The organism is Pandoraea pnomenusa (assembly GCF_040391475.1).
In the GTDB taxonomy this organism is placed as follows: Bacteria; Pseudomonadota; Gammaproteobacteria; order Burkholderiales; family Burkholderiaceae; genus Pandoraea; species Pandoraea pnomenusa_C.
The window spans coordinates 40,268-53,854 of the sequence record NZ_JBEBXS010000005.1 but is presented as its reverse complement, the minus strand read 5'-3'; the positions used below and the strand labels follow the sequence as shown (position 1 = coordinate 53,854).

General features: G+C 63.7%; 12 protein-coding genes and 1 tRNA gene. 6 read left to right on the top strand and 7 right to left on the bottom strand.

Going from position 1 to position 13,587, the window contains the following annotated elements; all coding sequences use genetic code 11:
- Window positions 1-26 precede the first annotated feature (26 nt).
- Together ABWO90_RS07365 and ABWO90_RS07360 are read right to left on the bottom strand one after the other, a co-directional pair.
- Entirely contained in the window at window positions 27-890 is an 864-nt protein-coding gene (locus ABWO90_RS07365) for an NmrA family NAD(P)-binding protein (RefSeq protein ID WP_353190557.1), read from the bottom strand.
- Window positions 891-947: 57 nt separating this feature from the next.
- The gene (locus ABWO90_RS07360; RefSeq protein ID WP_353190556.1) at window positions 948-2,276 is read right to left on the bottom strand and encodes an FAD-dependent oxidoreductase; all 1,329 of its coding nucleotides are present in this window, start codon (window positions 2,274-2,276) and stop codon (window positions 948-950) included.
- A 115-nt stretch (window positions 2,277-2,391) separates the two neighbouring features.
- Here ABWO90_RS07360 and ABWO90_RS07355 point away from each other — a divergent pair, with 115 nt between their 5' ends.
- The 3 genes from ABWO90_RS07355 to ABWO90_RS07345 all read left to right on the top strand — a co-directional run bounded on the left by ABWO90_RS07355 (window position 2,392) and on the right by ABWO90_RS07345 (window position 4,958).
- The gene (locus ABWO90_RS07355; protein ID WP_353190555.1) at window positions 2,392-3,264 is read left to right on the top strand and encodes an AraC family transcriptional regulator; all 873 of its coding nucleotides are present in this window, start codon (window positions 2,392-2,394) and stop codon (window positions 3,262-3,264) included.
- Between the two features lie 10 nt (window positions 3,265-3,274).
- The gene (locus ABWO90_RS07350; protein ID WP_353190554.1) at window positions 3,275-4,387 is read left to right on the top strand and encodes an ArsO family NAD(P)H-dependent flavin-containing monooxygenase; all 1,113 of its coding nucleotides are present in this window, start codon (window positions 3,275-3,277) and stop codon (window positions 4,385-4,387) included.
- 91 nt (window positions 4,388-4,478) lie between these two features.
- On the top strand, window positions 4,479-4,958 hold the full coding sequence (locus ABWO90_RS07345) for a hypothetical protein (RefSeq protein WP_353190553.1): 480 nt from the start codon (window positions 4,479-4,481) through the stop codon (window positions 4,956-4,958).
- 111 nt (window positions 4,959-5,069) lie between these two features.
- Here the strand turns inward: ABWO90_RS07345 and ABWO90_RS07340 are convergent, their stop codons facing one another.
- From ABWO90_RS07340 to ABWO90_RS07325, 4 genes are all read right to left on the bottom strand, one after another.
- Window positions 5,070-5,747 carry a hypothetical protein gene (locus tag ABWO90_RS07340; protein WP_353190552.1) on the bottom strand — a complete coding sequence of 226 codons (678 nt, stop codon included), beginning with the start codon at window positions 5,745-5,747 and terminating at the stop codon, window positions 5,070-5,072.
- Between the two features lie 482 nt (window positions 5,748-6,229).
- A tRNA-Leu gene (locus ABWO90_RS07335) sits at window positions 6,230-6,314 on the bottom strand.
- A 130-nt stretch (window positions 6,315-6,444) separates the two neighbouring features.
- Complete coding sequence (locus ABWO90_RS07330; RefSeq protein ID WP_353190551.1) at window positions 6,445-7,329, bottom strand: NAD(P)-dependent oxidoreductase; 885 nt, start codon at window positions 7,327-7,329, stop codon at window positions 6,445-6,447.
- Window positions 7,330-7,336: 7 nt separating this feature from the next.
- The gene (locus ABWO90_RS07325; protein ID WP_502922569.1) at window positions 7,337-8,458 is read right to left on the bottom strand and encodes an ABC transporter substrate-binding protein; all 1,122 of its coding nucleotides are present in this window, start codon (window positions 8,456-8,458) and stop codon (window positions 7,337-7,339) included.
- A 387-nt stretch (window positions 8,459-8,845) separates the two neighbouring features.
- On the opposite strand from ABWO90_RS07325, the gene ABWO90_RS07320 reads away from it, so the two are divergent.
- The 3 genes from ABWO90_RS07320 to ABWO90_RS07310 are packed head-to-tail and all read left to right on the top strand — an operon-like array spanning window position 8,846 to window position 12,570.
- Complete coding sequence (locus tag ABWO90_RS07320; RefSeq protein WP_353190549.1) at window positions 8,846-10,096, top strand: BamA/TamA family outer membrane protein; 1,251 nt, start codon at window positions 8,846-8,848, stop codon at window positions 10,094-10,096.
- A 45-nt stretch (window positions 10,097-10,141) separates the two neighbouring features.
- Window positions 10,142-11,329: a hypothetical protein gene (locus ABWO90_RS07315; protein WP_353190548.1), complete on the top strand. Its 1,188-nt coding sequence runs from the start codon at window positions 10,142-10,144 to the stop codon at window positions 11,327-11,329.
- 5 nt (window positions 11,330-11,334) lie between these two features.
- Complete coding sequence (locus ABWO90_RS07310) at window positions 11,335-12,570, top strand: BamA/TamA family outer membrane protein (RefSeq protein WP_353190547.1); 1,236 nt, start codon at window positions 11,335-11,337, stop codon at window positions 12,568-12,570.
- Window positions 12,571-12,624: 54 nt separating this feature from the next.
- On the opposite strand, the gene ABWO90_RS07305 is transcribed toward ABWO90_RS07310, so the two are convergent.
- A complete protein-coding gene (locus ABWO90_RS07305; protein WP_353190546.1) occupies window positions 12,625-13,566 on the bottom strand; it encodes a CysB family HTH-type transcriptional regulator in 942 nt (313 codons plus the stop codon).
- Window positions 13,567-13,587: the final 21 nt, after the last annotated feature.

Below are 13,587 nucleotides of genomic sequence, written 5' to 3'. Positions count from 1 at the left end.
CGAGGCTTGCTGCGCGCGCGCAGCGATCAGGTCTCGCGAACCAGCGCGGCGATCGCTTCGAGCAGCGTGACTTCGCCACGCAGGGTGTGTTTGCCGTCGTCGCGGAACCGGAACGTGCCGTCGTTGAAACCGTCGAGCATCTGAATGCGTGGCAGCGGATTACGCATGCCCTGCGCGCGGAACAGCGGGTCCCAACCGGCACGCGGCACCGCCTCGGCGCTCACGTCGCGCACCAGCGTGCGGGCGAGTGCTTCGGCGATGTCGTCAGGCGAATATCGATCCGGGCCCTCGATTTCCCATACTCGCTCGTCGCTGAAGTCGTCCCGCATGGCGCGTGCCGCGAAGTGGCCGACGTCGCTCGTCGACACCATCGGTATCGCGCGATCCACCGGCGCAAGATAGCTCGGCAGTTCACCGCGCTCGCGTGCGGGCGTAATGTCCCACGCGAAGTTCTCCATCAACCAGGCCGGACGCAGGAAGGTCACCGGCAACTGCAGCGAAACCAGCGCCGTTTCGAACATTTGCAGCGCCGAGAGCAGGCTCGGCGTTTCGGCATCGGCACCGATGCTCGACAGGCACACCACGCGCTTCGGGCGGGTGGCGGCCAGCGCCTGACGAGTGGCGTCGATCAGATGTCGTGCGTGCGAGAAGTCCGGCTCCGGATCGGCGTTCGGCGGCAACATCACGAACACGGCCTCGCTATTGCGGAAGGCGTTCGTGAGCGCTTCGACGTCGCCGTTCTCTGCCACGGCAATCTCGCCGCCGAGGGTGGCCCATCGGCTTGACTTGACGGGGTCCTGAACGACAGCCCGCAGCGGCAGACCTGCCTGAAGCAGATCGTGCCCGATCACCCCGCCGACTCGTCCCGTGATACCCATTACGGTGTACATGGTCACTCCTAGCGCGCAGTCACATTGCCGTAAAAGTAACACGGGAGCGCGGGACGTTCACAGGTGGACGGCGTCGGCGGCAGCGCGTGCTGGCGCGAGTGGTGGGTTACGTCGGGCGTTGAGCAATGCGGCGCCGGCGTCCGCGAGTCGCACGGCTTCCTGCGCGCGCTCGCACATGTCGCGTTCGTAGGCCGTGATCGCCTGCGACAACGTGCGCTGTCCCTGTGCTGCGGCCTGCAGATGGGCGGCCAGTTGGGCGGCATCTCGCAGCGCGGTGTTCGCGCCGAGCCCACCGGCGGGACTCATCGTGTGGACGGCATCGCCAAGGCCGGTCACGCCGTCGACCTGCCACGGCAGAGGGCTCGTGGTGCTGCGCACAGGCATGGTTCTGACGGTGTCGGGTACGGCGTTGGCAAAAAGCGAGCGCAGATGCGGGTGCCACGTGTCGGTCAGCGATTCGATGCGCGCCAGCGGCACCGCACCCGCCGGTTCGGTCGTCGACGACGCGCCGAGCAGCGTTCGCGAAGGGCCGATGAACGCCCAGTACAGATAGTCCGATACAGGCGACAGCGGCATGCGATCCGGTGTGAGCGGCGCCACGGGGGCGGTGCCGGCGCCGGGGGGGCGGCGAAACAGCATGGCTTCGATCACCACCGCAAAGCCGTCGGCGAAAACGACGGTGCTGCCCTCCATGACCGTGGCTTCGCCGTGACGGTCCATCAGCACGAGCAGTGCGGTGGACAGGGGCGTGAGTCCGTAGCAGCAGACGTTGCCGGTGTCGCGCGGTGTCATGCCGGGCAGGACGTAATCGCGCACGCGGGAGTGACTGCCGTCGGCGGCTACGACGAGCCCCGGTGCGCTGTGCGATCCGTCGTCGAAATGGGCGATTCTGCGCCCGTCGGCGGTGATGGTCGTGCGAGCGAAGGCTTTGCCGAAGTGGACGCGGTCCAGAATGCCGTCGAGCAGGATTTCGCGCAGCGTCTGCCGGTGCAGGCTCACGTCGCCGGGGATGTGGTCGGCGCGGGCGATTCGACGCGCCGCGGTTGACGTGCTGCGGCGGGCGGTGGCGCTTGTTTCGGCATGCGCGTCGTGCCAGCTTGGCGGCAGGACGACATCGGCATCGTCGAGTTGCGGGGTGACGAAGCGCCCGCCGGTCCGAGCGACGGCAGCGCGTTCGCGGATACGCGTGAGGTGGTCGCCGGGGAGGCATTGGGCGAGCGCGTCGAGGCCGTTCGCGTCGATCCGCAGGCGATAGCCCTGGAAGCGGGCGGCGGGTGCGTCGTCGCGCTCGTAGACGTCGAACGAAATTCCCGCCCGGCGCAGGCCCTGAGCGAGGCATAGGCCGCCGAGACCGGCGCCGATGATGGTGACATGCAAGGCAGACATGATGTGAATGACCGCCCGAAGGCGGCTGGCAGTGGCACTGCGTTCATTGTCTGCGCGTGCGCGGGTGACCTGATAACATTGTTTGGTCATAAAACAATGCCAATCGGACAAAGCCATGGGCTTCAATCCCGACGCACCGCTCATCTCGCTCGCGGAGTCGCCGTTCGCCCAATACAAGCCGAACGATCGTCTCGACGGGCCGCCCGTGTGGGCATTCGGCGGACACGATAATGAACGCAGCCTGTTCCGGATCGGCACGCGCGAACTCGACTGGCATTCCCATGTGCGCGGGCAGCTGTTCTGCATACACTCTGGGCTCGTGCACGTGCATACGCCCTATGGCGGCTGGGTATTGCCGCCATATCGCGCGGGTTGGATACCGCCGGGCATGACACACCGCGTCTCGCTCGCGGGGGTGGTGAGCGGATGGATCGTGCTGGTCACGCCATCGGCGGCTGCGGGGTTACCGTCGACGCCAAGTGTGGTGGGGGTGTCGGAGTTGCTCGCGGCCCTCGTCAAGCGCGCTGTGTCATGGTCGATGCGCGATGTGCTGACGCCGGAGGAGACGCGCCTGGCGCAGGTGCTCGTCGACGAAATTCAGCGCGCGCCGGCAGAGGCGCTCGGATTGCCGATGCCGAGCGATGCGCGCGTGCAGCGGGTGGCGCGTGCCGTGCTCGCGGATCTGGGGGCGCACACATCGCTCGAAGTGCTCGCGCAACACGCCGGCGTGTCGTCGCGCACGGCGCGGCGGCTTTTCATCGCTCAGACGGGGATGGGGTTCACGCAATGGCGGCAGCAGGCGCGTCTGGTCAGTGCGTTGGAGCGGCTGGCCAACGGGGAGCCCGTGAGTACGATCGCCGATTCGCTCGGCTATTCGACGCCGAGCAATTTCATCGCCATGTTCCGGCGCGCGTTCGGCGAGTCGCCTGGTCGCTATTTCCGGCAGGTCGGGCCGCGCACGTCACCGGATGAAGAGGAAACGACATGAGGGGGAGGGCATGACGGGGCACGACGAACGTCCGCTACGAACGGTCGACACACTGGTCATCGGCGGCGGTCAGTCGGCGCTGGCGACGGCGTATTTCCTGCGTCGCTGGGCAGTGGATTACGTGGTGCTCGACGATCAACCGTCAGCGGGTGGGGCGTGGCAACGTGCGTGGCCGTCGCTGCAATTGTTTTCACCTGCCCAATGGAGCTCGCTTCCCGGGTGGCCGATGCGCGGCGGCGAACGCCAGTATCCGTCGCGCGATGAGGTCGTGGCGTATTTGCATGACTATGAGGCGCGGTATTCGGTGCCGGTCGTGCGGCCGGTGAGCGTGACGTCCGTCTTCGCTGAGGGGGGGGGACTGCGGGTGCAGACGGATGGCGGAGACTGGCTTGCCCGCACAGTGGTCAGCGCGACGGGGTCGTGGCGCACGCCTTATGTGCCGTCGTATCCGGGGCAATCGACGTTTGGCGGACGTCAAGTACATTCGGCGGAGTATGGCGGCGCCGACGCGTTTCGCGGATTGCGCGTGTTGGTCGTCGGTGGCGGCAACTCGGGCGCACAGATTTACGCGGAGGTATCCGGAACGAGCGAGGCGACGTGGGTCACGCTCGCGCCACCGTCCTATTTGCCGGATGACGTGGACGGGCGCGTGCTTTTCGAACGGGCGACGGCGCGATGGCAGGCGGCGCAGAAAGGTCTGCCAGACCCTTATCCCGACAGTGGGTTGGGGCATATCGTGATGGTCCCGTCGGTCCGCGCTGCGCGCGAACGCGGAGCGTTGCATGCCGTGCGACCGTTCGAGCGATTTGTCGACGACGGTGTGATCTGGCACGACGGCTCGCATTCGGCAGTCGATGTCGTTATCTGGTGTACCGGGTTTCGGCCGGCGCTGCGGCATTTGCAAGGGTTGTCGATCACCGATGTCGAAGGGCGAATTCGCGTGGACGGCACGCGTGCCGTCGACGAACCGAGGTTGTGGCTCGTCGGTTATGGCGAGTGGACCGGGTATGCGTCGGCGACGTTGATCGGCGTGATGCGAAGCGCACGCGCTACGGCGCAGGAGGTCGTCGCGTATCTCGAGACGCAGGCGGCGACGACTACGCAGAGCCGAAAGGGCGGGTAGCGGCGTAGAGTGGTTCTCAAGCAGTGACGGGAACCGAAGCGCGACGGCGAAAGTCGTTCGAATTCTCAGCGGAATTTGCGTGAGAACTCCCGTGACGCACTTCATTTTTCAATGCGTCGACGCCGGCGATTCGCTGGTCGGGACGCGGCAGAAGGTGCTGACAAAGATGGGAACACTCCGGAAGTTGGATCCACGAGCGACGAGATCGAAAGCCAGTGGTCCAGATGGCAAACACACACACGACGAATTACGGTTGAACGACCGCGTCACGAAGATCGAGGCCGTCCTGCCGACACTTGCGACGAAGGAGGATCTGGCGCGCGAGGTCGGTACCGTTCGCTCGGAAATGCATCAGGGGTTCGGGGAATTGCGTAGTGAGATGCATCGCGAATTCGGCGAGGTGCGACGTGAGTTCGCCAGCGAAATCGCTGATGTCCGCCGCGACGTACATGCGATGGGAGCGAATCTCCATTTGGAAATGCATCGGCAGACCTGGCGCCTGATCGGAACGATCGTTACCGTCAGCACGGCGTTGGTCGCGGCAACGCACTTTCTGTCCCGGGCGGGGTGAAAGCGAAATGCCCGTTGTCACGGACGTGGGCACATTCTCGGGGCGGCATCGAAAAGATCGAACGGTCGAACGGTCGATGATCCGCCGTGTGAGGCAGATCATCGAGCCACGTCATCCCATCAGCTTTGGCGGCTTTCCGGGGCCGGGTGAGTGAAGCACCCGGCAAGGACTGATGAACTTGTCACAGGCGACAGCGGCTTGCGCGAACGTGTCGAAGTAGATCGCGTGATCGGCATTTTCCACGTGGGCTTTCTCAATCTCCGACACCGCTTCGTTCCACGCAAAGCCAAGGTATTGGCCATGATGGTGGAACCACACGACAAAACCTTCACGGGGCAGCGACGTGGGGAGTTTCAGCGTCTGCACCTCGGTTAGCCTGCCCGAATCGCGACTTCGCGCGGTTGCGGGCGTCCGTCGAATTTTCTCCCGCGAGCCGGGAGCGAACCCTGGCATTTGCGCCGTACTTTTGCTTGCGTCACTCGCGGCGTGGGGCGCGCGCCGCGCGGACTTGTGAGCGTGCAGCGAGGTGACGTTGGTCGTTGCCTGCACTGTGATGTCACCTTCGGATTCGACGGCTCCGCCTGCAGGCGCCGACTCCCGACGCGAGAGCCCTTTCTCCTCTGCACCTTCGGCCATATCGGATGGGCAATCGGCTTTGATGTGCCGACGCCGCGACTTTGCGCGCGCACTCAATGACGTCGTGTACGAATGGCCGGATCCGGCATCCTGGCATTCCGGTTTTTCGCGCTTATTTTGAGACTTATCGGTGACATCCTTCGGACGACTCATAGGACTCTCCATGAAGTTACCCCGCCGAAACTTGGGGGACTCGTCCATCATGGCAGCCGTAAAGTGACCTGGGTTTCAGTAACGTCCGAATCACCCGGGGAGGTGTGACTCGCAGACAGGATCCGCGTGTTTCCGGAATCCGGCTGTACGCGGGAAGCCGCGCTATTTCTGCATGCTAGCCGACTTGTCCGCAATGGGCGGAGGCGATTGGGTATCGGAGTGGGATTCGGACTGCCCCCATCAACGCGCGTTACGGTTTTTGTGGACGATACGCGGCTTGCGGCCAGTCACCCAAATCGAACAGTTGCAGCCACGCGGTTCGGAAATCGTTCCGGCACGCGTGGAGGGGCAAGTGTTGATGTCAAACGATGTGGAGTCTTCAGTCCGTTCAGGGCTTCCGAAACGCAAAGCGAGTGAGGACGTGTTTTGAGAGGGGATGCTCGGCAGAGATGGGCGGAGTCGCCGGATGCCTTGGAATACTTTGGTGCCCAGGGCCGGAATCGAACCGGCACGCCTTGCGGCGGGGGATTTTGAGTCCCCTGCGTCTACCAATTTCACCACCTGGGCAGGTGTGCGTTCACCGGACGGTGTCGCAGCGTGACTCGTTCGGAAAATCCTTGGATTCACCGGACGAAGGCGAGATTATGACCGAAATTTCCCCCGGCCACAAGCCCGCCATCGCGTCTCGCATGTCCGCTCAATGGACCTTCTGCTGACCCTCGAGCACGCGCAGCAATGACGACGTGTCGTCGTGGCCCCAGCCATGCGCCATCAGCGCAGACAATTGGTTCTTCACCAGTGACAGCGCGGGCAACGACAGCCCGGCGTCGGCCACGGCGTCGAGAATCATCGTGAAGTCCTTGTCGTGCAACCGCGCCTCGATGCCCGCAGCAAAGTCGCGATGCGCCATTTTGGGCCCCATCATTTCGAGCATGCGACTTCCCGCCAGACCCTGCGAAATCGCATCGATGACCTTGTCCTGATCCACGCCGTTGCGCGCCGCAAACAGCATCGCCTCGGCAATCCCCTGAATATTGATCACCTGAACGATCTGGTTGCACGCCTTCGCCACCTGACCCGCCCCAACGTCGCCCACGTGAGTGATCGTCTTGCCCAGGATGGACAACAGCGGTTTGACCTTCTCGAAAACCTCGGGCGAAGCCCCCACCATGATGGACAGCGAGGCATCGGCCGCCCGCGACGGACCACCCGACACGGGCGCGTCCACCAGCGTGATCTCATGCCGCGCGAGCCGCGCCGCCATGCGTCGTGTCGCGTCGGCCGAAATCGTGCTGTGATCCACGCAGATCGTGCCGGGACGTGCCCCATGCACCACGCCATCGGTACCCAACAGCACGGCCTCGACGTCCTGCGTGGTCGTGACGTTGGTCACGACGAAGTCCGCGCCCGCAGCGGCCTGCGCAGGAGTGTCGAATAATTGCGCGCCCAATTCGACGTATGGCGCAGCGGCCTCCGGGCGGCGCGCATACACATGCAACCGATGGCCTGCCGCGATCAGATGGCGCACCATCTGACCGCCCATCGCGCCCAGTCCGATAAACGCTACGGTGTAAGTCGTCATGCCGTCATCAGTCCGAGACGTAGACGAACTTGCCGTTCTTGATCTGGCCCATGACGCCGGCACGCTGATCCAGCCCCACGTGATCCTGCGGGCTCAGATTCATGATGCCGTTCGGAATGGCCAGGTTATGGGTCGACTCCAGCGCGTCGCGCAGCGCCACGCGGAACGCGGGCGTGCCCGGTGCTGCCGTCTTGGCGGCACGCGGTACGGCATCGTTGAGCAGATCCCAAACCCCATAGGCGTCGGCGGCGAATTGCGTGACGGTGTCGGCGCCGTATTTCGCCTCGTACTGCTTGGTGAACGCCAGCGCGGCGGTACGCGCCGGATGGCCGGCCGGCAACGTCTTGGCGACCACGCCCGGCTGCGTCGGGAACAGGGTGCCTTCGACATCCTTTCCGCCAACGCGAACGAAGTCATACGTGGCGATGCCGTGCGTCTGATAAATCTTGCCGGGGTAGCCGCGCTCCTGGAGCGTGCGTTGCGGCAGCGCGGCAGGCGTGCCAGAACCGGCGACCAGAATGGCGTCAGGCTTGGCCGACATCAGCTTGAGCACCTGACCGGTAACGCTCGTGTCCGTGCGGTTGAAACGCTCCTGCGCCACCAGCTTCAGCTTGCGAAGCTCCGCAAACTTGGAGAATTCCTTGAGCCAACTCTCACCGTAGGCGTCGGCAAAACCGATGAAGGCCACCGTCTTGATGCCGTGGTTCGCCATGTAGCGCGTCATCACGTCAGCCATGGCCGAGTCGTTCGCCGCCATCTTGAAGGCCCAGCGGCGCTTCGCGTCCTGCGGCTCCACCACGACCGCCGAACCGATCAACGTGATCATCGGCGTTTCCGCTTCCGAGACCGGATCGAGCATGGCCAGCGCGCTCGGCGTGATGTTCGGGCCGACGATCACATCGACCTTGTTCTCACTGATGAGCTTGCGCGTGTTCTTCACGGCGGTGCCGGGATCGGAGCCGTCGTCCAGGAAGATGTAATGCGCCTTCTGTCCGCCGATCTGGGTCGGCCAAAGCTGCATGGCGTTCTTGCTGGCAATGCCGATGGCCGCCGCCGGGCCGGTTGACGACAGATCGATGCCGACCGTGATGTCGGCGCGCGCCGTTGTCACGATGCCGGTCAGGGTCATGGCCAGCACCACGCCCGACAGGCGGATGCCGCGAAGAGATAAGCGCATGGGGTCTCCTTTTGGTCGAATCGCGTAAGCATACCGCACCGCTTGCGTTCGGCCGGAGAAGAAAAATACTCGTCGTGGTGGCTTCGTTCGTCCGCCTAAACGTGCCCCGACGGTCCGGTCACTACGCATGCCGTCCACGATTCGCGACGATATTCCAGATGAATGAAATTAATTTTTGACTTCGAGGTGCTTGCTGATTTAGTGTTTTATTGAAATTAATTGCCTTTACGTTATTTATTGGTAATTAAATGGTAATTAAAATTACTCGATTGAAATTCTGAAATTAATTTTAAAAGAAGGCGACTTCGGACTCCCGTGCCCGTATGGAGAGAGCGGCCAATGCAAAGACTGTCGGGTGAGAAGCCGCGAGAATGGGCGGCGCAGCACGCATTGGCGATTTTCTTCGCAGTCTTCGGCGCGGTGTCGCTTTCTTGCGCCAATGCGCAGTCACAGGACATGCCCGCAGCATCCGTGACGCAGGCCGAGGCGCCGGTCGTCGTGCCGGGGGAACCGGCGGCGCCGCAAGCGCGGCCACAGCGCACGTCGTGGCGCTCGCCCGAGGACGACAAGTTCGACGCCAGCGAATTCCTGCTCAACCGCAGCGGCGCGCTCCCGGTGCCGATGATCATTACCGAGCCAGCGATTGGTTATGGTGGTGGCGTGGCCCTGATGTTCTTCTCCGAATCGATGGCCGATGCGGCCCGAAGTGCGAAAGAATCCGGCGTAATGTCGCCGCCGAACATCACGGCGGTCGGTGGGATGTACACCGAAAACGGTACTTGGGGTGCCGGCCTGATGCATTTCCACACGTGGGGCGGCGATTCAATTCGGTATCTCGGGGGACTCGCGAAAGTGAATATGAAGACGGACTATTACGGGCTGTCGAATTCACCGCGTTCGTATCAGCTCAACGGCTGGCTGCTTGTTCAGCAGGTGTTGTTTCGCATCGCCAATTCGCATTGGTATATCGGTCCGCGCTACACCTATTTCGATTCGAATACCCATTTCACCGGCGAAGTCGCGCAGGAAGTCGGGCTCCCCGATGCGCAACGCCGCATCGGCAAAGTGGGGCTGGTGATCGACTACGACTCGCGCGACAACATGTTCTTCCCCAATCGCGGCAGCTACATGGAGTTGGAGATTCAGGCGGCGCGTCCGTGGGCGGGAAGTTCGCAATCGTTCGAAACGTACAACGGCCGTGGCTACACATGGCTCCCGATCGGACGCGCCTGGGTGCTGGGTCTGCGGCTCGACGGCCGGTTCTCTGCGGGCGACACGCCTTTCTACGCACAGCCCTACGTGAAGCTGCGCGGTGTACAGCAGGGCCGCTATCAGGATCGCAATGCCGCGATGGTCGAGGCGGAACTGCGCTGGAACGTCACGCCACGCTGGTCGGTGCTCGGCTTCACCGGGGCCGGGCGGGCATGGGGGCGATGGCGGTCGTTCTCCGATGCCGACGCGGTGGTCAGTGTCGGTGTCGGCTTTCGCTATCTGATCGCCAGCAAACTCGGGCTCGGCGTTGGCATCGATATCGCACACAGTAAGGAAGAGAACGCCTTCTATGTCCAGGTCGGCAGCGCCTGGCATTGAGGGTGTTTTGCGTCGCAATCAATTTCTTGATGACGGGAAACACGCATGCAAAGGTGGGGGAGCGCGAGACATTGGGGGGCCGTGGCGGGCGTGATCGCCGCGCTGGGAGGAGCGTCCCGCGAGGCGGGGGCCTGGGGCGCAGGGGCGACCGGCGCCACGATGATTGCGCCGATGCCCGCGGAGGGTGAAGGTGTCACGACGCACCGTGGCTGGTACCGCGGCGTGATCGGGCCGACGGCTACGCCGTCGACCTCGCCATCGACGTCGGCGGCTGAATCCGCAGCGCCCGCCGCATCGTCAACGCCGGACGACGCAGCAGCGGCGAACGCGTCGGCATCGTCGAGCGGTGCTGCGGCACCGCAAGCCGCCGCGCCGACACCCACTGCCACGAGGCACTGGGACCGTGCGCTGCCATTCTTTGCGCAGCGTGTCATCGACCGCGGGTATCACCTGCCGAATCCGTATGACGTCGGCTATTCGTACTTCAACGGTGCGCAACGCTATCAGCTGAGCAACCTGATGGTCGGCGCGAACGGCAATCCGTTGCGCTCCGCCGACTTCGTCCAGTTCGATCAGTCGCACATTCGCAGCGAGTCGAACCAGTTTCAGCTCGGCGCCTGGCTGTTTCCGTTCATGAATGTGTACGCCATCGTCGGCAATGTGCGCGGTGGCGGCGACATCGACATCAACTTCTCGTCGCTCACTGCGCTCGAACAGTTCTTCGGCCTGAATATCGGCTGTGCTGGCAGGCGGCCGCCCCCGAATTGCGCGAATCCGATCAAGCTGCCGACGGCCCGTGCCGATTACAGCGGCCACACGTATGGCGGCGGATTCACGCTTGTCGGTACCTACGGCGATCTCTTCTTCTCGCTGCCCGTGACTTACACGGTCTCGGACATCTCCATGTCCGAATCGCTCATCCATTCCTGGAACATCTCGCCACGCGTGGGCTGGAACCTGCATCTGGGATCGGCGGGCATTCTCACACCATATGTCGGCGCCACCTGGTTCCGCACGCGCGCAACGATCACCGGCCATTTCGATGTCCCCATCGAGGCCGCGGGTGGCCAGACGCAGCGGCTCGATTACCGCATCGACCAGTCGGTGAGCGGAAGCTGGAGCGGGGTGGCCGGCCTGAGTTGGGCGGCGAGCAAGCGCTTCGGGCTGCTGGCGGAGTTCGGTTACGGGTACAACCGTAACGACGTCATCCTCACGGCGTTCCTGAGGTTCTGATGCGCATGACGCTGCCCGCCGGATGGAGACGGGGTGCGCGCAACGGCGCGTTTGTGGCGATGGTCGTCGCGAGCTTCGCAAATTGCGGCGAGGCCAGCGCCGACGACAGGAGGGCCGATGCATCGGCGGCGGCCCCATCGACGACTGCGCCTGCGACGCCCGCCGAGCAACAGGGCTGGCTCGACCGGTTGTTGACCAAGCTGGGAGCGGCCGACAAGGTCGACGTCAGTCATGGCATGGATTGGGGCGTCATGCCGGGACCGTTCTATAACCCGGAGATGGGGTTCGGCATCGGCGCGGCGGCCGTGGGGCTGTACAAGACGCGCGACGCGCTGCCCACGACGCAACTCTCCACCATGACACTCCACGGCTTTGGCACGACGACAGGCGCCTTCGGCATCGGTGTGGACAACACCACCTTCTTCGCCGACGATCGTTTCCGTTTCGTCTTCGCGGGCGCACTCGTCAATATGCCCACGCAGTACTGGGGTATCGGGTACGACCGGGCGAGCAACGACGATAACCGGGAGAAGTACACCAAGCGCAGTGCCTTCGTGCGTGCGACGTTTCTCTGGCGCTTGTGGCCCAACGCCTTCGGCGGCTTCGGCGTGGACGCGCATTTCGACTCGGCGGTCAATCGCGACAAAGGCGACCAGAGCGCCTTCCTGACCGATCCTGCCAACCCGGCGGGGCCCTACGTTCGTAGCATCGGTCTGAGCGCCAACTTCTCCTACGACACGCGCGACTTCATCCCGAATCCGTATCGCGGGCAGGCCCTGACGCTCACAAGCACGGTCTACCGTCGCGCGTTCGGCAGCAGTACGGCGTTCGAGTCGTTCGAATGGTCCTACGACCACTACACGCGGTTTCGCGAGCGCGATGTGCTCGCCGTCGATGTCTACGGGAAGTTCAGCTGGGGAGACGTGCCCTGGAGCATGATGCCGACGTTCGGTGACGGCAAGCACATGCGCGGCTACTTTCTGGGGCAGTACCGGGACCGAAACATGGTGACGGCGCAGGTCGAGTACCGGATGCACATCGTCGGACGCCACGGCGCCGTCGTCTGGATCGGCGCCGGTTCCATTGCGGACCGGCCCGGCGCGCTAGCTACGGGGCATTGGCTGCCCAATGGCGGGTTCGGCTATCGCTTCGAATTCAAGCCGCGGGTGAATGTGCGGTTCGATGTCGGCTTCGGACGGCAGACGCGCGGCGCCTACTTCCAGATCAACGAAGCATTCTGAGAGGACGTTGCCGCCGAAGCGCCGGTCACCCGGGTACGCGGCGGCGGCACCGCATCAAAGCTCGTAACTCTCGTGTTCGCCGCGCAGGGCCTGTTCAACCAGCTTGCGGGTCAGGATGGGCGAGAGCAGCTCGACCATCGTGAAGACGTAACCGCGCAGATAGGCGCCTTGCTTGAGGGCCACACGCGTCACGTTCGTGCCGAAGAGGTGCCCGACCTGAATCGCACGGAGATTGCGGTCACGCTCCGGATCGAACGCCACCCCCGCCAGAATCCCCACGCCCAGCCCAAGCTCGACATACGTCTTGATGACGTCCGCGTCGATGGCTTCCAACACGATGTCCGGCTGGACATGCCGCAGCGCGAACGCCTGATCGATCTTGGCGCGCCCTGCGAACTGCGGGTCGTAAGTAATCAGGGAGTACTTGGCGAGATCCTCGATGCCGACCGACGACAGTTGCAGCAACGGATGGTCGGGCGGCACCACGGCCACGTGCTGCCATTGATAGCAGGGCAGCGAGACCAGATCCTTATAGCCGGCGATGGCTTCGGTCGCAATCGCCAGATCGGCCTGGTCGTGCAGCACCATCTCGGCGATCTGCGTCGGGCTGCCCTGAAGGATCGAGAGTCGCACCTTCGGATAACGCTTCTTGAACTCGGCCACCGCGTGCGGCAGCGAATAGCGTGCCTGCGTGTGCGTCGTGGCGATCGTCAGGCTGCCCTGATCCTGGGCGGCATAGTCCTTGCCGATCCGCTTGAGGCTTTCCACCTCCATGAGGATGCGCTCGACAGACTCGAAAATGATGCGCCCGGGCTCCGTCAGATTACGGATGCGCTTGCCATGCCGGGCAAAGATGTCGACGCCGAGCTCTTCTTCCAGCTCGATGATGGCCTTCGACACCCCCGGCTGGGAGGTAAACAGCGCCTTGGCAGCCTCTGTCAGGTTGAAATTCTGACGGACGGCCTCGCGCACAAAACGGAACTGGTGCAGGTTCATTTGTATAACTTTAGAAAATAT

Excerpts from the sequence above, each read along its gene's own strand:
- ABWO90_RS07365 (WP_353190557.1), bottom strand. The coding sequence starts at position 890 with ATGTACACCGTAATGGGTATCACGGGACGAGTCGGCGGGGTGATCGGG.
- ABWO90_RS07360 (WP_353190556.1), bottom strand. The coding sequence starts at position 2,276 with ATGTCTGCCTTGCATGTCACCATCATCGGCGCCGGTCTCGGCGGCCTA.
- ABWO90_RS07355 (WP_353190555.1), top strand. The coding sequence starts at position 2,392 with ATGGGCTTCAATCCCGACGCACCGCTCATCTCGCTCGCGGAGTCGCCG.
- ABWO90_RS07350 (WP_353190554.1), top strand. The coding sequence starts at position 3,275 with ATGACGGGGCACGACGAACGTCCGCTACGAACGGTCGACACACTGGTC.
- ABWO90_RS07340 (WP_353190552.1), bottom strand. The coding sequence starts at position 5,747 with ATGAGTCGTCCGAAGGATGTCACCGATAAGTCTCAAAATAAGCGCGAA.
- ABWO90_RS07330 (WP_353190551.1), bottom strand. The coding sequence starts at position 7,329 with ATGACGACTTACACCGTAGCGTTTATCGGACTGGGCGCGATGGGCGGT.
- ABWO90_RS07325 (WP_502922569.1), bottom strand. The coding sequence starts at position 8,458 with ATGACCCTGACCGGCATCGTGACAACGGCGCGCGCCGACATCACGGTC.
- ABWO90_RS07320 (WP_353190549.1), top strand. The coding sequence starts at position 8,846 with ATGCAAAGACTGTCGGGTGAGAAGCCGCGAGAATGGGCGGCGCAGCAC.
- ABWO90_RS07315 (WP_353190548.1), top strand. The coding sequence starts at position 10,142 with ATGCAAAGGTGGGGGAGCGCGAGACATTGGGGGGCCGTGGCGGGCGTG.
- ABWO90_RS07310 (WP_353190547.1), top strand. The coding sequence starts at position 11,335 with ATGACGCTGCCCGCCGGATGGAGACGGGGTGCGCGCAACGGCGCGTTT.
- ABWO90_RS07305 (WP_353190546.1), bottom strand. The coding sequence starts at position 13,566 with ATGAACCTGCACCAGTTCCGTTTTGTGCGCGAGGCCGTCCGTCAGAAT.